Annotated in this window: 16 protein-coding genes; 5 read left to right on the top strand and 11 right to left on the bottom strand. The window is 52.6% G+C overall.

Annotation, left to right across the window (positions count from 1 at the left end; genetic code table 11):
• Nucleotides 1-73: 73 nt before the first annotated feature.
• The 4 genes from DES54_RS18505 to glnA all read right to left on the bottom strand — a co-directional run bounded on the left by DES54_RS18505 (nt 74) and on the right by glnA (nt 4,493).
• On the bottom strand, nt 74-196 hold the full coding sequence (locus DES54_RS18505; protein ID WP_147247313.1) for a YshB family small membrane protein: 123 nt from the start codon (nt 194-196) through the stop codon (nt 74-76).
• Between the two features lie 144 nt (nt 197-340).
• Nucleotides 341-1,753 (bottom strand): nitrogen regulation protein NR(I), encoded by a 1,413-nt coding sequence (glnG, locus tag DES54_RS15565; protein WP_113868936.1) that lies wholly within the window; start codon nt 1,751-1,753, stop codon nt 341-343.
• 8 nt (nt 1,754-1,761) lie between these two features.
• Nucleotides 1,762-2,811 (bottom strand): nitrogen regulation protein NR(II), encoded by a 1,050-nt coding sequence (glnL, locus tag DES54_RS15560; RefSeq protein ID WP_113868935.1) that lies wholly within the window; start codon nt 2,809-2,811, stop codon nt 1,762-1,764.
• Between the two features lie 272 nt (nt 2,812-3,083).
• Nucleotides 3,084-4,493, bottom strand: coding sequence for a glutamate--ammonia ligase (gene glnA / locus DES54_RS15555; RefSeq protein WP_113868933.1), 1,410 nt, complete (start codon nt 4,491-4,493; stop codon nt 3,084-3,086).
• Between the two features lie 369 nt (nt 4,494-4,862).
• On the opposite strand from glnA, the gene typA reads away from it, so the two are divergent.
• From typA to fabY, 4 genes are all read left to right on the top strand, one after another.
• Nucleotides 4,863-6,686, top strand: a complete 1,824-nt coding sequence (gene typA / locus DES54_RS15550; RefSeq protein ID WP_113868931.1) for a ribosome-dependent GTPase TypA — start codon at nt 4,863-4,865, stop codon at nt 6,684-6,686.
• Nucleotides 6,687-6,869: 183 nt separating this feature from the next.
• The gene (yihX, locus tag DES54_RS15545; RefSeq protein ID WP_113868929.1) at nt 6,870-7,481 is read left to right on the top strand and encodes a glucose-1-phosphatase; all 612 of its coding nucleotides are present in this window, start codon (nt 6,870-6,872) and stop codon (nt 7,479-7,481) included.
• Nucleotides 7,482-7,559: 78 nt separating this feature from the next.
• Nucleotides 7,560-7,997, top strand: coding sequence for a D-aminoacyl-tRNA deacylase (gene dtd, locus DES54_RS15540; RefSeq protein WP_113868927.1), 438 nt, complete (start codon nt 7,560-7,562; stop codon nt 7,995-7,997).
• 101 nt (nt 7,998-8,098) lie between these two features.
• Complete coding sequence (gene fabY / locus DES54_RS15535) at nt 8,099-9,040, top strand: fatty acid biosynthesis protein FabY (protein ID WP_113868925.1); 942 nt, start codon at nt 8,099-8,101, stop codon at nt 9,038-9,040.
• A 32-nt stretch (nt 9,041-9,072) separates the two neighbouring features.
• Here the strand turns inward: fabY and DES54_RS15530 are convergent, their stop codons facing one another.
• From DES54_RS15530 to gmk, 7 genes are all read right to left on the bottom strand, one after another.
• On the bottom strand, nt 9,073-10,770 hold the full coding sequence (locus DES54_RS15530; RefSeq protein ID WP_113868923.1) for an AsmA family protein: 1,698 nt from the start codon (nt 10,768-10,770) through the stop codon (nt 9,073-9,075).
• 148 nt (nt 10,771-10,918) lie between these two features.
• Nucleotides 10,919-12,307, bottom strand: a complete 1,389-nt coding sequence (locus tag DES54_RS15525; protein ID WP_113868921.1) for a nucleobase:cation symporter-2 family protein — start codon at nt 12,305-12,307, stop codon at nt 10,919-10,921.
• 149 nt (nt 12,308-12,456) lie between these two features.
• The gene (gene recG, locus DES54_RS15520) at nt 12,457-14,538 is read right to left on the bottom strand and encodes an ATP-dependent DNA helicase RecG (protein WP_113868919.1); all 2,082 of its coding nucleotides are present in this window, start codon (nt 14,536-14,538) and stop codon (nt 12,457-12,459) included.
• Nucleotides 14,538-15,230, bottom strand: a complete 693-nt coding sequence (trmH, locus tag DES54_RS15515) for a tRNA (guanosine(18)-2'-O)-methyltransferase TrmH (RefSeq protein WP_113868917.1) — start codon at nt 15,228-15,230, stop codon at nt 14,538-14,540. The genes recG and trmH overlap by 1 nt, the downstream gene beginning before the upstream one ends.
• 5 nt (nt 15,231-15,235) lie before the next feature.
• Entirely contained in the window at nt 15,236-17,335 is a 2,100-nt protein-coding gene (spoT, locus tag DES54_RS15510) for a bifunctional GTP diphosphokinase/guanosine-3',5'-bis pyrophosphate 3'-pyrophosphohydrolase (RefSeq protein WP_113868915.1), read from the bottom strand.
• 18 nt (nt 17,336-17,353) lie between these two features.
• Nucleotides 17,354-17,629 carry a DNA-directed RNA polymerase subunit omega gene (gene rpoZ / locus DES54_RS15505; protein WP_113868913.1) on the bottom strand — a complete coding sequence of 92 codons (276 nt, stop codon included), beginning with the start codon at nt 17,627-17,629 and terminating at the stop codon, nt 17,354-17,356.
• A gap of 54 nt (nt 17,630-17,683) precedes the next feature.
• Nucleotides 17,684-18,307, bottom strand: coding sequence for a guanylate kinase (gene gmk / locus DES54_RS15500; RefSeq protein ID WP_113868911.1), 624 nt, complete (start codon nt 18,305-18,307; stop codon nt 17,684-17,686).
• A gap of 370 nt (nt 18,308-18,677) precedes the next feature.
• Between gmk and ligB the strand changes: the two genes are divergently transcribed.
• Nucleotides 18,678-20,405, top strand: a complete 1,728-nt coding sequence (gene ligB / locus DES54_RS15490) for an NAD-dependent DNA ligase LigB (protein WP_113868907.1) — start codon at nt 18,678-18,680, stop codon at nt 20,403-20,405.
• The last annotated feature ends 199 nt before the right edge of the window (nt 20,406-20,604 follow it).

The following is a 20,604-nucleotide window of genomic DNA, read 5'->3' as shown; positions in this document are numbered from 1 at the left end:
ACAGGACTGGTGGTTTTTTTATGGTGAAACCTCTTTAATGAGGACACCGCTCATCATTGGTATGAAAAGCGGATTAACTAAAAAAGTTAATCAGAACGGCACACAGGACAGCGGCGATCGCTGTTTGCGGTGAATAGCTCGCAGCGGAGCTTATTTCAGCACTGTGTGACACGACGGAAATTAATGAATCCAGCATGGTACTCCTCCCGAATCAGCGACACGATCATACTGCTGGTCAGCGGTAAGTAAAGAACAAATTCGTGACAATTTCGTGCGCCAGATGGTATTTTTATCACTCGATTTAGTGTCGAACAATTGAGCAATAAAGGCGTAACCGATGCTACTCCATCCCCAGTTCTTTCAGCTTGCGCGTCAGGGTATTTCTTCCCCATCCCAATAAACGGGCCGCTTCCTGCTTGTGTCCCTGAGTATGCCGCAATGCAGTGGTGAGCAAGGTTCTTTCCATTTCGGGTTGCGCTTCCGCCAACAGGTTTTGATGACCTGAACGCAGCGCCCGATCTGCCCATTGCGCCAATAAGGTCGCCCAACTGTCTGGCAACATCTGTACGGTGGAATCGGGCGCCGTGGTTTCAAACAGTTCCGGCGGCAGATCCTGAATCAGCACTTCCTGACCGGCGGCCATCACCGTCAGCCAGCGACAGGTGTTTTCCAGTTGGCGCACATTGCCCGGCCACGGCAGGCGGGTAAGTGCCGTTTCTGTTTCGGGGTGCAGATTTTTCGGCTCAACGCCCAACTCTTTGGCCGTTGCCTGCAAGAAGTAACGCGCCAGACGGGGAATATCTTCGCGGCGTTCACGCAAAGGAGGCAGGTGAACACGAATGACATTCAGACGATGAAACAGGTCTTCACGGAATTTCCCTTCCTGTACCCGCAGTTCAAGGTTTTGATGCGTCGCTGCGATAATTCGCACATCCACTTTAACCGCGGCGTAACCGCCAACCCGATAAAACTGACCGTCAGCCAGTACGCGCAATAAACGGGTCTGAACATCCAGCGGCATATCGCCGATTTCATCCAGAAACAGCGTGCCGCCATCCGCCTGCTCAAAGCGCCCCTGGCGAATTTGATTAGCGCCGGTAAACGCGCCTTTCTCGTGACCGAACAGTTCTGACTCGATTAAATCTTTTGGAATGGCCGCCATGTTCAAGGCGATAAACGGCGCTTTGGCGCGCGGGCTATGGCGATGCAGCGCATGCGCCACCAGTTCTTTACCGGTGCCGGATTCACCGTTAATCAGCACGCTGATGGAGGAGCGCGACAGACGACCAATGATGCGAAACACATCCTGCATGGCAGGGGCTTCGCCGATGATATCCGTTGTCGGGCCGCTGATAGGCGTGCTACGGACAGGCTGCTGTTGCTCCAGATAATGGCTGATGGCGCGTTCGACCAACGCGACAGCCTCATCAATATCGAAAGGCTTTGGCAGATAATCAAATGCGCCTTGCTGATAAGCGCTGACAGCGGCATCCAGATCGGAATGTGCGGTCATAATGATGACCGGTAGCATCGGATGCCGCTGTTTTATTTGTTGCAGTAAAGCCAGCCCGTCCATTCCCGGCATACGGATATCGGACAACAGTACGTCTGGCGTTTGTGTCGCCAACGCATGCAGAGCCTGGTTTCCGTTATCAAATGTCGCACTGGTCAAGCCCGCTCCAGTGAGCGCACGTTCGAGCACCCAACGGATGGAGCTATCGTCATCGACAATCCAGACTATCCCTCGTTGCATTGTGAACCTCACTGGCGAATGGGCAGGTACACCGAAAATTCGGTATGGCCTGGCCAACTGTTAAATTCAATTTTACCGGAGTGCTGATCGATAAGACTGCGCGCAATGGACAAGCCTAATCCTGTGCCACCTTCCCGACCACTCACCATCGGATAGAACAAGGTATCCTGTAGCTGGGCTGGTACACCTGGACCGTCATCTTCAATGTCAATACGCGCAGCAAGGCGATAACGCACACCATGTAAGGTGAGTTGAAATGCGGTGCGGGTGCGCAGCGTAATAGTGCCGCCTTCTTGACCTAACGCCTGCAACGCATTACGCGTGATGTTCAGCAGAACCTGTTCAATCTGATCCGGATCGTGCGTAAGTTCAGGCAAGCTGGGATCATAATCCCTCACCAGCGTCACGTTGTCCGGTTTTTCCAGAGAAACGAGCTTACATACCCGTTCTGCAACCTGATGAATGCTTTGGGTGACGTGCAGGCCGGGTTGCTGAGGGCCGAGCAGACGGTCAACCAAATTACGCAGGCGATCCGCCTGTTCAATGATAACTTTAGTGTATTCGGTCAGCGCCGGATCGGGTAACGCCTTGGAGAGCAACTGCGCCGCGCCGCGTAATCCACCCAGCGGATTTTTTATCTCATGCGCCAACCCTCTGACCAGATCGCGCGCGGCCTGCTGTTGAGCATGTTGAAGCTGTTCCTGGCTAAGACGGCGTTGATTATCCATCGGCGCCATTTCCAGCAGAATGAAGTTATCCTGTACCCGTTGCGCGGTAAGCGACATGATATGCGCTTTGCCATCCACGACGATCGTCACTTCGTTATCCGTAAAACCTTGCCCTGAATCCAGACTCTCAAGCATCAAATCTATATTCAGAGAAAAATATCCCAACAGTTCAGGCAACGGTGTTCCTGATAATTTACGCGAGCTTTGTGCCAGTAATTGTTGTGCCGCCGGATTGGAATAATGAATCGCCAGATCGTTATCCAGCAATAAGATGCTGTTTATCAAAGAATTTAGGATCTGCCCAGCATCGGGCAGCGTGCCTGTTGCCATAACGCAGACTCCCGCACTATTTTAGTGCATTGTAGTGTATATGATAGAGACGATGTAGCAACTTCAGCGCTCGTGGAGAAAAAAGCCCATCATGAGATGGGCTGAAAAATTTCCACGGCAACAAAAAATTTTCAGAAAAAATGTTAATAACACAAAGCATTAGCCCGTCGGCCCTACCTTGGATGACAGGTATGGATAACCCATCACAAAAACAGGCTAACGATTGACTGCCAGCAGCCCAAACTGGGCCGCTGTTTACTGTACGACGGTGATTACACGCTATAGTACAGTTCAAACTCAACCGGATGCGGAGTCATGCGAACACGGTCATTCTCTGCTTTACGCAGTTCAATGTAAGCATCGATAGCGTCGTCAGTGAATACGCCGCCACGGGTCAGGAACTCGCGGTCTGCATCCAGTGCGTTCAGCGCTTCTTCCAGAGAACCAGCAACCGTTGGGATTTCTTTCGCTTCTTCCGGCGGCAGATCGTACAAGTTTTTATCCATCGCATCGCCAGGATGGATTTTGTTGATAACGCCATCCAGACCGGCCATCAGCAATGCTGCGAAGCACAGGTATGGGTTAGCACCCGGATCAGGGAAGCGAACTTCAATACGACGCGCTTTCGGGCTGGCCACAACCGGAATACGAATAGACGCAGAGCGGTTGCGGGCAGAGTAAGCCAGCATAACCGGCGCTTCGTAACCTGGGACCAGACGCTTGTAAGAGTTGGTGGTCGGGTTGGACAACGCGTTGATCGCTTTAGCGTGTTTGATGATACCGCCGATGTAGAACAGAGCCGTTTCGGACAGACCGCCGTATTTGTCGCCAGAGAACAGGTTTGTACCATCTTTGGACAGAGACATATGGCAGTGCATACCGGAGCCGTTATCACCGAACATCGGTTTCGGCATGAACGTTGCAGTTTTACCGAAGGCATGGGCAACGTTATGCACGACATATTTGTAAATCTGAATTTCGTCCGCTTTTTTGGTCATGGTATTGAAGCGGGTTGCCACTTCGTTCTGACCGGCGGTCGCCACTTCATGGTGATGCGCTTCAACAACCAGTCCCATTTCTTCCATGGTCAGACACATGGTGGAACGGATGTCCTGTGATGAATCAACCGGAGGAACCGGGAAATAACCGCCTTTGATCCCCGGACGGTGGCCTTTGTTGCCGCCTTCATATTCTTTGCTTGAGTTCCAGGCGCCTTCAATGTCATCAATCGTGACATGGGAGCCGGAGATGCTGCTGCCGAAACGAACGTCGTCAAACAGGAAGAATTCCGGTTCAGGCCCAAACAATACGGTGTCGGCAATGCCGGAAGAACGCAGAAAATCTTCAGCACGTTTAGAGATAGAACGCGGATCGCGGTCATAACCCTGCATGGTGCCCGGCTCCAGAATATCACAGCGGATGATCAGCGTGGTTTCTTCATAGAAAGGATCAAGGACTGCGGTGCTGGCATCTGGCATCAACACCATGTCGGATTCGTTAATACCTTTCCAGCCGCCAATCGAGGAGCCATCAAACATTTTGCCTTCTTCGAAGAAGTCTGCGTCAACTTGATGAGCCGGAATGGTGACGTGCTGTTCTTTGCCTTTGGTATCGGTGAAGCGTAAATCTACGAACTTCACTTCATGTTCATTCAGCATCGTCAAAACGTGTTCTGCGGACATACTTGATTCTCCCGATTGGTCATTTATCGTCGTGGAACGAATATCGTTGTGGATTGATGTTGTTAGCGTGAGTAGACTAAAGCTAAAAGTGTGCCAACTTTTTAAATGTGTGCAATGTGTTGCTCTTTGGGGCTTTCCGCCAGAAGGCAACTGCACCATTATAGTTTATCGCACCAATATGGTGCTTTACTGGTGAATTGTGGCACTTAAATGGTGCAGTGATTCACGCTTATCGCGCTTTTGCACCGTGAAAGGGATCACAAAGCAAGCAGCAGTAGGTTGTTTATCATAGATTCTTGTGATCTTGTTTAGTCCCTCGATTAATACGTGTACAATAGCGCGCTATTTCTAAATGCCTGAGGCAAAGCTGTGATCGAAAATTTGCGTAACATCGCCATTATTGCGCACGTTGACCATGGGAAAACCACCCTGGTCGATAAGTTGTTGCAACAATCCGGAACGTTCGGAGAACGTACTGAAGCAACCGAACGTGTAATGGACTCCAACGATTTGGAGAAAGAGCGTGGAATTACCATCCTCGCCAAAAATACCGCCATTAATTGGAAAGACTACCGCATTAACATCGTGGATACCCCTGGACACGCCGACTTCGGCGGTGAGGTAGAGCGTGTAATGTCGATGGTTGACTCGGTGCTGTTAGTTGTCGACGCAATGGATGGTCCGATGCCGCAGACCCGTTTCGTGACCAAAAAAGCATTTGCCAATGGTCTGAAGCCAATTGTGGTAATTAACAAGGTTGACCGCCCTGGCGCGCGTCCTGACTGGGTTGTCGATCAGGTGTTCGACCTGTTCGTAAACCTGGATGCGACGGATGAGCAACTGGACTTCCCTATCATTTATGCGTCCGCGCTCAATGGTATCGCAGGTAACGACCACACGGATATGGCGGAAGATATGACTCCGTTGTATCAGGCGATCGTCGACCATGTTTCTGCGCCAAAAGTAGAACTTGATGCGCCGTTCCAGATGCAGATCTCCCAGTTGGATTATAACAACTATGTCGGCGTTATCGGCATTGGCCGTATCAAACGCGGTAAAGTTAAGCCTAACCAGCAGGTCACTATCATTGATAGCGAAGGCAAAACCCGCAACGGTAAAGTCGGTAAGGTTCTAACCCATATGGGGCTCGAACGTATCGAAGCAACCGTGGCTGAAGCGGGCGATATCATCGCCATTACGGGTCTGGGCGAACTGAACATCTCCGATACGATCTGTGATGTGAACGTGGTTGAAGCTTTACCGGCACTGACGGTTGATGAACCGACCGTAACCATGTACTTCAACGTCAATACCTCGCCGTTCTGCGGTAAAGAGGGCAAATATGTGACGTCTCGTCAGATCCTTGAACGCCTGAACAAAGAACTGGTGCATAACGTCGCACTGCGGGTTGAAGAAACCGAAGATGCCGATGCGTTCCGCGTTTCAGGCCGTGGTGAGCTTCACTTGTCGGTTCTGATCGAAAACATGCGTCGTGAAGGCTTCGAGTTGGCGGTTTCCCGTCCGAAGGTTATCAATCGCAAAATCGATGGCCGTATGCAAGAGCCGTTCGAAAACGTGACGCTGGATATTGAAGAACAGCATCAGGGCGCCGTTATGCAAGCTATGGGCGAGCGTAAGGGTGATGTCAAGGACATGATCCCGGATGGCAAAGGCCGTATCCGTCTGGATTACCTGATCCCGGCTCGCGGTCTGATCGGTTTCCGTACCGAGTTTATGACCATGACGTCGGGTACAGGTCTGCTCTACTCTACTTTCAGCCATTATGATGACGTGCGCGCGGGCGAAATCGGTCAACGCCAGAACGGGGTTCTGATCTCCAACGGTCAGGGTAAAGCGGTGGCATTTGCCTTGTTCAGCTTACAAGATCGCGGCAAGCTGTTCCTGGGTCACGGCGCTGAAGTGTATGAAGGCCAGATTATCGGTATTCACTCACGCTCCAACGATCTGACGGTAAACTGTCTGACCGGTAAGAAACTGACCAACATGCGTGCTTCCGGTACGGATGAGGCCACCACACTGGTTCCGCCGATCAAGATGTCGCTGGAACAAGCGCTGGAGTTCATTGATGATGATGAACTGGTTGAAGTTACGCCTCTGTCTGTGCGTATTCGTAAGCGTCATCTGACGGAAAACGATCGTAAACGCGCTAACCGTGGTCCGAAAGAAAGCTGATTTTCATCTGCTATTTCTTTTGTGCGAAAGGGCATCTTCGGATGCCTTTTTTACGTGCATCGTTCTCTCGCCATCGTCCTTATCTACACCTCTGCTTGCATTTTTTCCTGCTCATCTTCCCTGTTCAGGTTTGCGATTTCCCGCTACAGTGAAAAACCAACGGTTACATCAGGAGGAGAGGCCATGCTTTATATCTTTGATTTGGGCAACGTCGTCATCGATATTGATTTCAACCGGGTGTTAGGCGTCTGGAGCAATCTTAGCAGTACGCCTCTGGCGACGCTGAAAGCGCGTTTTGTCATGGGCGAGGTATTTGAACAGCATGAACGCGGCGAAATCAGTGATGAAGCGTTTGCTGAGCAGTTGTGCCTTGATATGGGGATTTCGTTGAGCTTCGAGCAGTTTTCCGCCGGATGGCAAGCTGTATTTGTGGCGCTGCGGCCTGAAGTGATCGCGATCATGCGGCAACTGCGCAATAACGGGCACCGCGTCGTGATCCTTTCCAATACCAACCGCTTGCACTGCGGTCATTGGCCGGCGCTATATCCTGAGGTAGAGGACGCCGCCGATCGTCTTTATCTGTCACAGGACATCGGTTTGCGCAAGCCTGAGCTGGCTATCTACCAGCATGTGCTGACTCAGGAAGGCGTCACGCCGGAACAAGCGGTCTTCTTTGATGATAATCCTGCCAATGTGACGGCGGCCCAAACGCTGGGGATCCGCAGTATTCTGGTGGCGGACCGTCAGGTAATCCCGGATTTTTTCGCCACTCAGTCAGTCTCCGCCAGTATGTGAACCATTGTTTAGCGGAGGCATCGCACATTTTCGCGATGAATCCGGCCAACATAATGAAAACAGGAGTAAAAATCTTCTATGATCGCGTTAATTCAGCGGGTTTCCAGCGCCAGCGTCACCGTTGACAATGAGACTGTTGGTGAAATAGGGCAAGGGTTGCTGGTTTTGCTGGGTGTTGAGCAAGGCGATGATGAACAACAGGCCGAACGGCTTTGCGAACGTGTTTTAGGTTACCGAATATTCGGTGATGAAAATGGCAAAATGAACTTGAATGTCAGTCAGGCTGGCGGCAGCGTACTCGTCGTGTCGCAATTTACGCTGGTGGCCGATACCCAGAGAGGAATGCGCCCCGGCTTTTCCCGTGGCGTGATGCCTGCGGAAACTGATCGCCTCTATCAATATTTTGTCGGACAGTGCCGTGAACGGGCCATTCATACGGAAACTGGGCGTTTTGCCGCGGACATGAAAGTCGCATTGATTAACGACGGGCCGGTGACATTCTGGTTACAGGTATAGCGTATTGTTCAGTGAGGCTTGAGTTTAAAGAGAACTGGCTTTAAAGATAAATAGTTAAAGAAAAATAGTAGTAAAGATGAATGGTTTAAAGAGGAATTGTCATGTATCACCTGAGAGTGCCTGAAAGCGCAGAAGAACTTGATGCGTACTATCAATTCCGCTGGGAGATGCTGCGCAAACCGCTGCATCAGCCGCTTGGCTCTGAACGAGACGCTTATGATGCGCTGGCGCATCATCAGACCGTGGTTGATGAGCAAGGGCGGCTGGTGGCGATTGGCCGCCTCTCCATCAATGCCGATAATGAAGCGGCAATCCGGTTTTTAGCGGTGCATCCTCAGGTCAGGGGGAAAGGATTGGGGACACTGCTGGCGATGACCCTGGAATCGGTGGCGCGTCAGGAAGGCGTGAAACGGGTGGTATGTAGCGCGCGCGAGGATGCCATGGATTTCTTCGCCAAGCTGGGTTTTGTCAATGAAGGGGAAATCACCGCGCCCCAGACTACGCCGATACGCCATTTTCTGATGATTAAGCCGATAGCGACCCTGGATGACATTTTGCATCGCCCGGATTGGTGTGGACAGTTGCAGCAGGCCTGGTACGAGCATATTCCGCTGAGTGAAAAAATGGGCGTGCGTATCAGCCAGTATACCGGGCAGAAGTTTATCACCACCATGCCGGAAACGGGTAATCAGAATCCTCATCACACCCTGTTTGCCGGAAGTATGTTCTCGCTTGCCACGCTGACCGGTTGGGGATTGATCTGGCTGTTATTGCGGGAGAGGCGCCTGGGGGGAACGATTATTCTGGCTGATGCGCATATTCGTTACAGCACGCCGGTGGCGGGCAGACCAACCGCGATTGCCGATCTTGGTTCACTGAGCGGGGATTTGGATCGCCTCGCCCGTGGGCGCAAAGCCAGAGTGCAGTTGAATGTAGATCTGTTTGGTGACGACAAGAAAGGTGCGTTTTTTGAAGGTATTTATATCGTTTTACCGGCGCATCCCGAAGAACCGCTGGAGCAGAGTGGATCGACGTTGCAGTGAGTGATGGCGTTAGCCATCACTCATGATAAGTCTTACTGCGCGCTCTGCGTCGTTAATGCGCCTTGTCGCATTTGCTGATTGATGGGCTGTTCGTTGCTGTCTGTGCCTTGCAGCGCACCATTTAAGCTCGGTTTTAACGGCGTATCGGCAGCGAGTCGCCCGATAAGCTGCAATTGCAGGTTCGCATTGCCTGACGGGGTTGAGGACGGCGTCGGCCATCCCCAGCGCGTCAGGATATCCATCGGGACGGAACGTCCGCTCATCGTAAATGAAAACGCGCGATCCGGTTGTTGGCTGATAGTGGCCTTGGCTTCCAGCAGACCGGTTTGGGTAAACGTACTGAGATCGGTGATGGAAATCTGGTGGTCATTGGCCGTCAACGCCAACGAGGGACGCCGGATATCCACCTTATTGAAGGTGGCATCGCTGGCGTTCAGATTCAGGCTACCGGCCCAAACTCCCCATTCATGGTTGCGCGCCAGCAGCAAATCGCTGCCGTATCCATCCAGTGCGGTAAGCTGGAATGGAAAATCCGGGTTGATATCAATCAGCAGATTGCGATTCGCGGTGAATTTTCGCACATTTACTTCCGCCAACCAGTCAGGCAGCGATGTTTGCCAGCGTTGACGCCAGTTGCCCGGCAGCGTGTATTCCATGCCGGCCACCACAAACTCATTCAATTCTAAGCGATGGTTATTACGCTGCCAGCTACCGTTGGTACGCAGCAACCCGCCTTCCCAGCGGGTGGTGAACTGTTTGATCCCCACGCCGTTCGGCGAGAGCGCCAGATCCACGATAGGATCGATGAAGTGCATGCCGCCGTTGACAATATCGGTGGCGTTAAAGGATAACTCGCCGTCCTCGCTTTCCCAGTCGCCTTTGGTAAAGGTGACGCCCTGTAGCGTGACATCAAGATCGATAAACGCCCAGCCCGGCCCTTCAATGCGGGCATTAATCAAATCGAAGCGATTGACCACCACGGACGGAATAGCGGTTATCGGCCCCCAGAAATCCTTTATGGTTCGTGGGGTTTGAAGGCGAACATTGCTGAGTCGCAGGTTATCAATTTGCCAACTGCCATCTTCCCCACGGCTGGCGTTACCGGTGAGTTGACCTTGTGCTACATTGGCGCCGAAATTACTGAGAATAAGCTGGTTCTGGTTGATTTCACCCTGCATCAGCACCTGACTGGCGGGAATATCATTAATTCGCATCGAGCGGGCGCTAAGCTGGAAGCGACTCTGCTTACCCAGCAAATATCCCGCTTCTGGTCGCCAGGGCATAATCCCGCCGTTGATGACCTGACCATTCAAACGCCAGTCGCCGTCTTGCGCCTGTAGCGCCATCGAGCGTAATTGTAAAACGTCCGCCTCGATGGGTAGCGTAACGGCCGCAGACGACAGATTCAGCGTGCCGCCCGCCAGTTCCAGGCTGGAAAAGTGGCGCGGCGCGGTGATCTGGCGCATGCTGAGTCCCGCCGAGACGGTGGGTGCGGAGAGTGTCGGGGGCTGATCCTTGTGGCCGAAGATGACATCGTTAAGCTGAATACGACTGGGAGAAGACCAGTCATGGCTGATTTTACCTAATGAAAGCTGGTAATTGGTGTTTTGGTTCACCCAATTGCTGACCCAGCCTGCCGCCCATGCTGTTTGCAGCAATACGTACAGAATAACCAGCGCCAGTAACGCCAGCAGGAATACCGTCAGCAATAATTTCCCGAGAAATTTCATCGTGTCTGTCCATGCCTATCGTCAGGGATACTGAGTTTATGCCGCAATTACCTATAAGGCTCAATAGATAATGTCGTTACAGACAGTAAAAAGCGACGCGTGTTGCATCATGCGTCGCTTTTGTTGGCGCAGGTCAGACGTATCGGTATTACTTTTCTTCCTGGGGGAAAACCAGGTTCAGTACGATGGCGGTGATACCGCCTGCCGCAATACCGGAAGAAAGCAGGGTTTTCATCCATTCTGGCGCGAATTGCAGGATTAATGGCTGTTGCGATACGCCCAGTCCGATGGCCAGTGAAAGCGCGATAATCATGATCGCGCGGCGATTCAACGGCTCGCAAGATACGATCCGAACGCCGGATGCGGCGATCGTACCGAACATGACGATGGTTGCGCCGCCCAGTACCGGCTCTGGAATATGTTGCACAAAGCCACTGACCGCCGGGAACAGGCCCAGAACAATCAACATCAATGCAACCACGAATCCGACATAGCGGCTGGCGACGCCGGTAAGTTGAATAACGCCATTGTTCTGCCCAAAGCAGGAATTCGGAAAGGTATTGAAGATTGCGGACAGGCAGGAGTTCAGGCCGTTTGCCAATACGCCGCCTTTTAAGCGTTTCATGTACAGCGGCCCGCTGACCGGTTGTTCTGATACGTCGGAAGTGGCGGTAATATCCCCAATGGTTTCCAGTGAGGTCACCATAAAGACCAGCATCAGCGGGATAAGCAGGTTCCAGTCAAATCCCAGGCCATAGTACAACGGCGTCGGCACCATGATGAGCGCGCTTTCTGCCGTTGGCGAGCTATCCGGCAACATCTCCATCGCCCACGCGACCAAATAACCCACCGCCATGGCGATCACCAGCGACGCCACGCGCAGATAAGGGTTACGCTGGCGGTTCAGAATGATAATCACCGCCAGAACAATACCCGCCAGCAGCAGGTTTTTCGGCGCGCCGAACGTGTTGTCGTTCATGGCGGCATAGCCGCCGCCGATCGATGTCAAGCCAACCTGGATCAGCGACAGACCGATAATCATCACCACAATGCCCGACACCAGCGGCGTGATAATCCGGCGCGCAAGGTGCAAAAAGCGCGAGAGAATGATTTCTGTGCAGGAGGCGACCATCAACGTACCAAACAGGGCCGCCATCATGGTGGGAACATCCGCGCCCCCGTTTTTCAGCGCCAACCCGCCCATGATCAATGGCGTAACGAAATTAAAGCTGGTGCCCTGAATAGACAGCAGGCCTGACCCGACGGGGCCCCAGGTTTTAATCTGTAGAATGGAAGCAAGGCCAGAGGCAAAAAGCGACATGCTGATGATGTGCTGCGTGTCTTGCGCCGGTAGCCCCAATGCCTGACAGATCAGCATGGCGGGCGTGATTACCGCGACAAACATCGCCAGCAGATGCTGACAGGCTGCAAACAGGGTTTGTGGCAGAGGAGGCCGGTCCTCCAGACGGTAGATTAATTCGCTGCGCTTAGGCGTCGATGTCAGATCTGGTTGAGGAATATCCGTGGTGGTGGTCATAATAATTGGCGTATCTGAAATGACAAAGAGGGCATTTTAATGATCTGCCTGACAAAAGCAAACGTTTGCGGAACGCAGTTTCATTTGTTGCCATAAAAACATTATTTAAAATATGGTTATTTGACGCGAGGTGCTATCACGACGAGAAATTAAGCATTGGTATAACGGGTTCGCTCTGGTAACCAACGCTCAATCAATGCCTTAGCGCGTTCCGGGTAGTATTGATGAAGGTGGCGGGCAACGCGTTGTATCTGCGGAATTGACGCTTGATCACGTAGCAGATCCGCAACTTTGAATTCAGCGTTGCCTGTCTGACGGGTGCCCAGCAACTCGCCGGGACCGCGAATTTCCAAATCACGTTGCGCAATAACGAATCCATCGTTGCTGTCACGTAATACCTGAAGCCGTTTCTGCGCCGTTTTGCTGAGCGGGGTTTTATAAAGCAGCACGCAGTGTGAGGCAACCGCGCCACGACCAACCCGGCCTCGTAGCTGATGAAGCTGCGCCAGACCTAGTCGCTCTGGATTTTCAATAATCATCAGGCTGGCATTCGGGACGTCAACGCCAACCTCAATAACGGTCGTGGCGACTAACAGTTGTAATTCACCCTGCTTGAAAGCCAGCATAACAGACTGTTTTTCCTGTGCTTTCATACGGCCATGCACCAGGCCGACAGCAAGATCGGGCAGCGCCGCTTTTAACTCCGTCCAGGTGGCTTCAGCGGCCTGAGCTTCCAGAAGCTCGGATTCTTCTATCAGCGTACAAACCCAATAAGCTTGCCGCCCTTCCTGCTGACAGGCGTTGTTGACGCGCTGAATAACGTCATGACGGCGTGAATCGGGGATAGCCACGGTGGTTACGGGCGTTCTCCCCGGCGGCAGTTCGTCAATAACCGAGGTGTCCAGATCGGCATAGGCAGTCATAGCCAGCGTTCTGGGGATCGGTGTGGCGGTCATGATTAACTGATGAGGGTGAAATCCCTGCTCTTCGCCTTTTTCCCACAGCGCCAGGCGTTGGTGTACGCCGAAACGGTGTTGTTCATCAATAATCACCAGCGCCAGCCCAATGAATTTTACCTGTTGTTGGAAAATGGCATGGGTTCCCACCACCATGGATACCTGACCGCCTGCAATGGCGTCTTGCTGTGTCTGACGGGCTTTTCCCTTTTGTTTTCCGGCCAGCCAGCCTACCTCTATTTCCAATGGTTTAAACCATTGGCGAAAGTTATGCGCATGCTGCTCCGCCAGGAGTTCGGTAGGCGCCATGAGCGCCACTTGCTTGCCGTTCGCGATGGCGCGTAGCGCCGCGAGCGCGGCAACCAGTGTTTTGCCTGAGCCAACATCGCCTTGCACCAGCCGCATCATGGGAAAGTCTTTGGTCATGTCGGCTTCAATTTCGCTGACGACCCGCGCTTGCGCCGCGGTTGGGGAGAAGGGCAAGCTGGCAAGCAGACGCTGTTTAAGATGGTCGTTGGCTGGCAGAGATAGTGCCTGATAACGCTGCGCACCGGCACGGACCGCCAGCATACTCAGATTATGCGCCAGTAACTCTTCCATAATCAGCCGCTGCTGCGCCGGGTGTTTACCCTGTTCAAGTTCGCTGAGCTGCATATCGGACGGCGGACGATGCAGCATATGCAAGGCTTCCGGCAAACTGATAAGCGTTCGACTCAGTTCTTCCGGCAACAGTTCATCAATGGGATTGGCATCCAGCAAAGCCAGCGCCTGATCGGTTAATTTGCGTAACGTGGCCTGACGAACGCCTTCCGTGGTGGGATAAACCGGCGTCAGCGATTCCTGCAATTCAACCTGCGTGTTATCCCCTTGCAGCCGGTATTCTGGGTGGATAATTTCAGCGCCAATTTTGCCGCGCTTGATCTCACCATAGGCGGTGACGCGCTGGCCCGGCGCCAGACTGTTCTTCATTGCGGCGTTGAAATTGAAAAAGCGCATGGTCAGCATGCCGCTGCCATCAGTGATTTGGCAGGTGAGCATACGGCGACGGCCAGAGGTGATGTCATTACGCAAGACTTCGCCTTCCACGGTGGCGTACATCCCCGGCAGCAGATCGCCGATAGCATAAAGGCGGGTTCGATCTTCGTAGCGCAGCGGCAAGTGAAGCAATAAATCCTGAACGGTTTCCAGCCCAAGTCGAGCCAGTTTCGCGACCTGACTGGCGCCCACGCCAGTGAGCGTACTCAGCGGTTGGGTATGCAGCAGGCGGCCTTGCATCAGGACTCCGACGCTTGCATCGCGGCCCACCAGGGGGCATCGGCCACAATCTGGCCGTTATTATCGATATAAGGGCGGGGCAACCCTTTACGTTTAGCCACGCGCGCCAGCACCGGATAACCGCCTTCAAACAACAGGCGCTGTTGTTCTCCCTCTTCCAGCGGACTATTTTCGCGCTGGTACATGCCTGCCATCTGACGTTGCCGCTGAGCTTCATACAAAATCAGGGCGGATGCGACCGAGACATTCAGCGATTGCACCATGCCCGTCATAGGAATGATGATATCCCGGTCAGCCAGTTTTAGCGCTTCCGCGGTAATACCGGTTTTTTCCTGTCCCAGCAGAATGCAGATTGGACGCGTGTAATCAATGTCACGAAAATCAACCGCCTGTTCGGACAGGTGGGTTGCCAGCACTTGCATGCCCGCTGATTTGAGATGGCTGACGGCATCATGGATGGTGCGATGGGTTTTGACTTCGACCCAACTGTTGCTGCCCGCCGCGGAAGAAACCAGCGTTTTCATGCGATTGGTGGGCCACACGGCGTGAACCTGATGAACGCCAACCGCATCAGCGGCGCGGATAACGGCGGAAATGTTATGGGGCTTATGCACCTGCTCCATGCAAAGCGTCAGATCGGGCTGACGGCAGGTCAGCATCTCTCTTATGCGTGCATAACGTTGAGGGGTCATAACAGTTAATTTCGGTTACGGTTAACTTTTATTACATCCGGCATCACGCGGATCTTACGCATAATATTCGCCAGATGAACGCGATCGAGCGTAGTGAGGCGGATAAACGCGCTATATACGCGCCCGTCTCTTTCTTCTGTATTGATGCTTTGAATATTGGAATTCGCGGCGTTGATCGCCGCAGTCAGGTTAGCCAATGCGCCCTGATGGTTAAACATATCCACTTTGATTTCGGCAATAAACTCTTGCTCGGTCGCTTTATCCCATTCAACCGCCATGAACTTCTCAGGTTCTTTCTGGTAACCGCGGATGTTACGACAGGATTCGTGGTGGATCACCAGCCCCTTGCCGGGGCTGACGTGGGCGATAATCGGATCGCCGGGGATGGGGCGGCAGCATTTCGCGAAGGAAAGCATTACGCCATCCGCGCCTTTAATTGGTAATTTGCGCAGCCCGGTATTCCCTGACGGCGATTGTTCATTGAGCAGGTTTTTCGCCACCACCACACTCATGGCATTACCCATGCCGATTTCCGCCATCAGATCATCCATCGTCGCGAGTTTCATTCTGTCCAATTCAAGCTGAATGCTCTTTTGTGGAATATCCGACAGTTTATGTCCGCTGCCCAGTGCGTGACTCAATAAACGTCGCCCCAGACTGACGGAATCATCGCGTTTGAGGTTTTTCAGCATTTGCCTGATTTTGGCGCGCGCACGGGAACTGACGACGAAATTCAGCCAGGCGGCATTCGGTCTTGCGCCCGGCGCGGTAATAATTTCAACGGTTTGTCCGCTGGTTAGCGATTGGGATAATGGATAGGGTTGTCGATCTACTCTGGCCCCGACGCAGGCATGACCAATATCCGTGTGTACGGCATAAGCGAAATCCACCGGCGTCGCGCCCGCCGGCAATTCCACAATCCGGCCTTCCGGCGTGAACACATACATTTCGTCGGGAAACAGATCAGACTTAACGCTTTCGATAAACTCAAAAGAGCTACCCGCGCTCTGCTGTAATTCCAGCAGGCTTTGCATCCAGCGTTGCGCACGAACCTGTGCGGTGGTGCTGCTTTCGCCTTCCTTATAAGCCCAATGCGCCGCCACGCCCATTTCCGCCATCTGATCCATATCATCGGTACGGATTTGTACTTCCACCGGCACGCCATGCGGACCAATTAGTGAGGTGTGCAGCGATTGGTAACCATTGGCCTTGGGGATGGCGATATAGTCTTTTACTCGTCCGGGACGTGGTTTGTACAGACTGTGTACCTGGCCTAACACGCGATAACAGGTATCCACTTCTTTAACGATCACCCGAAAGGCGTAAATATCCATAATCGAATGGAAACGCTGTTCTTTCAGGTGCATTTTGCAGTAGATAGAGTATAGGTGCTTTTCGCGACCGCTGACGCGGCAGGTAATCCCGGCTTCGGTCAAACGCCCCTCGATCTCGGCGAGGATTTTCTGGATCATCTCTTTACGGTTACCACGGGCCGCTTTGACGACTTCTTTAATCACGCGGTAACGGTTGGGATAGAGCGCTTCAAAACCCAGTTCTTCCAACTCGGTTTTTAGATGATGAATGCCCAGGCGGTGCGCCAGCGGGCTGTATATTTCCAGCGTTTCGCGGGCAATACGGCGCCGTTTGTCCGGGTGCAGTGAACCCAGCGTGCGCATGTTGTGAGTACGGTCAGCCAGTTTGATCAGAATGACGCGGATATCCTGCACCATCGCCATGATCATTTTGCGAAAGTTTTCAGCCTGCGCTTCTTTCTTATCGCGGAACTTTAGCTTATCCAGCTTGGAAACGCCCTCCACCAGTTCAGCAACGCTTTTACCAAAAAGCTGTTCCATATCCTGGTAGGTGGCGGGTGTATCCTCTATCACATCATGCAATAACGCGGCCATCAGCGTTTCATAGTCAAGACGCATCTCGGCCAGGATACAGGCCACCGCGACCGGATGAGTGATGTAGGGTTCACCGCTGGAGCGAGTCTGCCCCTCGTGAGCATCACGTGCGACGAGATAAGCCTGCTGTAAACGTTTTATCTGGTCTTCCGGCAGATAACGTTGAATCAGCAGATTAAGGCTTTCAAAAATGTACAAAGGCGACTCGTGGTCTAATTAACGACGGCCTTCAGCAATCGCTGTAACCGCCTGAATTTCTGCGGCTTCCTGCTCTTGCTGTTCCTGACGGTCACGAACGTCCAGAATCTGGGCGTTGATCAGACCTTCTTCGATCTCGCGCAGCGCGATCACGGTGTACTTATCGTTTTCTTCCGGGACCAGCGGTTCTTTACCGCCAGTTTGGATCTGACGGGCGCGACGAGCAGCGACCAACACCAGGTCAAAACGGTTACCAATTTTCTCTACAGCGTCTTGAACAGTTACGCGTGCCATAAATGTGCTACTCCACAGGAAATAAAATGACTGCGCATCATACTGAAAGAGGCGTCAGTCTGCCAATAGTTTGGTGATTAATGCATCATGCCGTATTTTTTGTCTGCCTAAACGCAGACGTTCAGCGCGAATAATGGTTTTCAGATCCAGCAAAGCCAGATCGAAATCGTCATTCACAATTAAATAATCATACTCGCCGTAATGCGTCATTTCAGCCACCGCCTGCGCCATGCGGCGTGCGATAACCTCTTCGCTATCCTGACCACGGCCGCGCAGACGGCGCGCCAGTTCCTCTTTTGACGGCGGCAGAATGAAAACGCTGCGCGCCTGCGGCATTTGGGCGCGAATTTGCTTAGCGCCCTGCCAGTCAATATCCAGGAAAACGTCTACGCCTGTCGCGAGTATCTGTTCGATGGCAAGCCGTGATGTTCCGTAGTAATTGCCGAAAACTTCAGCATATTCCAGGAATTCGTTCGCCTGAATCATACGCTTGAATTCATCGGCCGAGACAAAGAAATAGTGCTCGCCGTGATTCTCTCCCGGCCTTTGGGCGCGAGTGGTATGAGAAATCGATACCTGCGTGTCATAAAGCGGCTGCGTTTTTAGTAGCGCCTGAATCAAACTTGATTTTCCGGCCCCACTGGGAGCGGAAACGATATATAACGTGCCTTGAGCCATAGTGAAGTTTTGTTAATTGCGATTAGTGGAATATACCCATCAACTTTCAATCTTCAGGCTGACCATGACCAGCACGTTGAAATATATTGGATACAGATGCGACAGGACGCGCATTTTTCATATTATACACACCGGGACGCCATCAGTCGCGGTGCGATAAATATCATCGCCCAATGTTTTTCTTTTATGCCACCTGATTTCTTGTCTGCCAACAGGTTTAATTCGATTTGCGTGGCGGATTCCGGTGATTTTCCCTTTGTTTGCAAGCCATAAATCATCTTGCGAGGCGCTTTGCATTTTTCCTTTTTCGCGCTCGTTTTACCTTTATCACTGCGTTTTACTACGGCTCTTTCTGACGGAGGTGTACGTGATGCGTTGCTGGCTCAGGCGGTTATTCATTTTCGTGTTGTCCGGTTGTACCAGTTGCGCCCTGGTCGCCGCACCGGTTTGCCCGGATTGGCCGGCGGCGCGCTTGGATAACGAAATCGATACGTTGCGCAAGCAGTTGGAACGCTGGGATGACGCTTACTACCGGTTAGGCCAAAGCCCGGTTGAGGATGAGATCTATGACCAACTCAGAAAGCGGTTGAACCATTGGAGAATCTGTTTTCAACCTGATGCCGGGGCCGCTCGTATCAAACTGCCCGATAACGGTAAACAAGTTCATCCGGTGGCGCATACCGGTTTGAAAAAGCTGTCCGAACGCGGACAACTGGCGCAATGGATACAACAGCGTAATGAGGATGTCTGGATCCAGCCGAAAATAGACGGTGTGGCGGTAACGCTGGTTTATCGGCAGGGAAAGCTGCTATCAGCCATCAGCCGGGGAAATGGCCTGCAAGGTGAGGACTGGACAGCCAAAGTGCGGGATATTCCAGATATTCCGCAGAAGTTGGAAAACTCGCCTGAGTCAATGGTGTTGCAAGGTGAGCTTTTTTTTGAGGCGACCGATCATAGACAACAAATACAAGGCGGAATTAATGCCCGCTCGCTGGTCGCCGGAGAAATGCGGCGACGTCAACCCTCGCCGATACGATCGCGCATTGGCGTTTTTATCTGGGAATGGCCGGATGGCCCGCCGACGTTACCTGAACGTTTAGCGGCGTTACAGGTCATGGGATTTGGTATGGCTGCCAGCTATACCCATCGCATTTCGTCATTCAGAGAGGCTGAGAAATGGCGGGATATCTGGTATCGCAGCCCCTTACCATTTGTGACCGACGGCGTGGTGATACGGCAGGGTAAGACGCCGCAGGGACGCGCCTGGCGCGATACGCCAGGCGATTGGGCCGTAGCCTGGAAATATCCGCTGGTGCAGCGGGTGGCAGAGGTGAATGGTGTGACATTCTCGGTTGGCCGGACAGGGAAAATTACGGTAGTGCTGAAACTTAATCCTTTGCAATTGGATGACAAGTCTGTGCGCCGGGTCAATGTGGGTTCGCTATCGCGCTGGAAGCAATGGGATGTGTTGCCGGGCGATCAGGTCACGATTAGTTTGGCTGGACACGGGATCCCCCGTTTGGATGGTGTGGTCTGGCGGGTCGTGGAGCGCCAGACCATTATCCCGCCGACAGAAAGTGATTTTCACCCCTTCAGTTGCTTTCAATACAGCAGGGCGTGCCAGGCGCAGATGATTGCCCGGTTATCCTGGCTGAGTGGCGATCATGGGCTTAATCTTGGTGGTATCAGCGCGGGTATATGGCAGCATCTGGTACAACAAGGCATGCTGAGCGATGTTTTATCCTGGCTTAAGCTGACGTCAGAACAACTCCAGTCAGTGGCGGGAATGGGGAACAGGCGGGCTGATGACATTTATGGGCGTCTGCAAATGGCTCGTCGCCAACCGCTGTCACGCTGGCTATTGGCGCTGGGAATACCTGTACCGAAGTCCGCCGGAAAAGCGCTGGAAAATGCCAGTTGGTTGCAGTTGCAACAGCGTACTGCATCGCAGTGGCAGCAGTTTTCAGGTATCGGCGCCAAGCGTGCTGAAGAGATCATGGCTTTTTTGCGACATCCGATAATTGTTGAGCTTATTGCACGGTTGCGTCATGAGGGGATAAAAACAGAGCGGATTGATGTTGAGAGATTGGGTCTGTAATGGATTATGAAACATATGTCAGTGTTTTAACGCTAAATAGCTGTTCCAAATAGTAGATCACTTTGAGGGAACTCAGTCCGAGTTGAGCGATCTGATCAATCGCTAAAAATCACAAATCACCAACCGGACTGAGCGATGCCGATCATAGCACCAATACCCCGTACCGAACGACGTCGGATGCAGAAAACCATCCATAAAA

This window comes from Brenneria salicis ATCC 15712 = DSM 30166, assembly GCF_003315515.1.
Lineage (GTDB): Bacteria > Pseudomonadota > Gammaproteobacteria > Enterobacterales > Enterobacteriaceae > Brenneria > Brenneria salicis.
This window is presented reverse-complemented; position numbering and strand designations above follow the sequence as displayed.

Bases quoted from the DNA above. Each gene is read 5' to 3' on its own strand.
- DES54_RS18505 (WP_147247313.1), bottom strand. From the start codon at position 196: ATGCTGGATTCATTAATTTCCGTCGTGTCACACAGTGCTGAAATAAGC.
- glnG (WP_113868936.1), bottom strand. From the start codon at position 1,753: ATGCAACGAGGGATAGTCTGGATTGTCGATGACGATAGCTCCATCCGT.
- glnL (WP_113868935.1), bottom strand. From the start codon at position 2,811: ATGGCAACAGGCACGCTGCCCGATGCTGGGCAGATCCTAAATTCTTTG.
- glnA (WP_113868933.1), bottom strand. From the start codon at position 4,493: ATGTCCGCAGAACACGTTTTGACGATGCTGAATGAACATGAAGTGAAG.
- yihX (WP_113868929.1), top strand. From the start codon at position 6,870: ATGCTTTATATCTTTGATTTGGGCAACGTCGTCATCGATATTGATTTC.
- dtd (WP_113868927.1), top strand. From the start codon at position 7,560: ATGATCGCGTTAATTCAGCGGGTTTCCAGCGCCAGCGTCACCGTTGAC.
- fabY (WP_113868925.1), top strand. From the start codon at position 8,099: ATGTATCACCTGAGAGTGCCTGAAAGCGCAGAAGAACTTGATGCGTAC.
- DES54_RS15530 (WP_113868923.1), bottom strand. From the start codon at position 10,770: ATGAAATTTCTCGGGAAATTATTGCTGACGGTATTCCTGCTGGCGTTA.
- DES54_RS15525 (WP_113868921.1), bottom strand. From the start codon at position 12,307: ATGACCACCACCACGGATATTCCTCAACCAGATCTGACATCGACGCCT.
- recG (WP_113868919.1), bottom strand. From the start codon at position 14,538: ATGCAAGGCCGCCTGCTGCATACCCAACCGCTGAGTACGCTCACTGGC.
- trmH (WP_113868917.1), bottom strand. From the start codon at position 15,230: ATGACCCCTCAACGTTATGCACGCATAAGAGAGATGCTGACCTGCCGT.
- rpoZ (WP_113868913.1), bottom strand. From the start codon at position 17,629: ATGGCACGCGTAACTGTTCAAGACGCTGTAGAGAAAATTGGTAACCGT.
- gmk (WP_113868911.1), bottom strand. From the start codon at position 18,307: ATGGCTCAAGGCACGTTATATATCGTTTCCGCTCCCAGTGGGGCCGGA.
- ligB (WP_113868907.1), top strand. From the start codon at position 18,678: ATGCGTTGCTGGCTCAGGCGGTTATTCATTTTCGTGTTGTCCGGTTGT.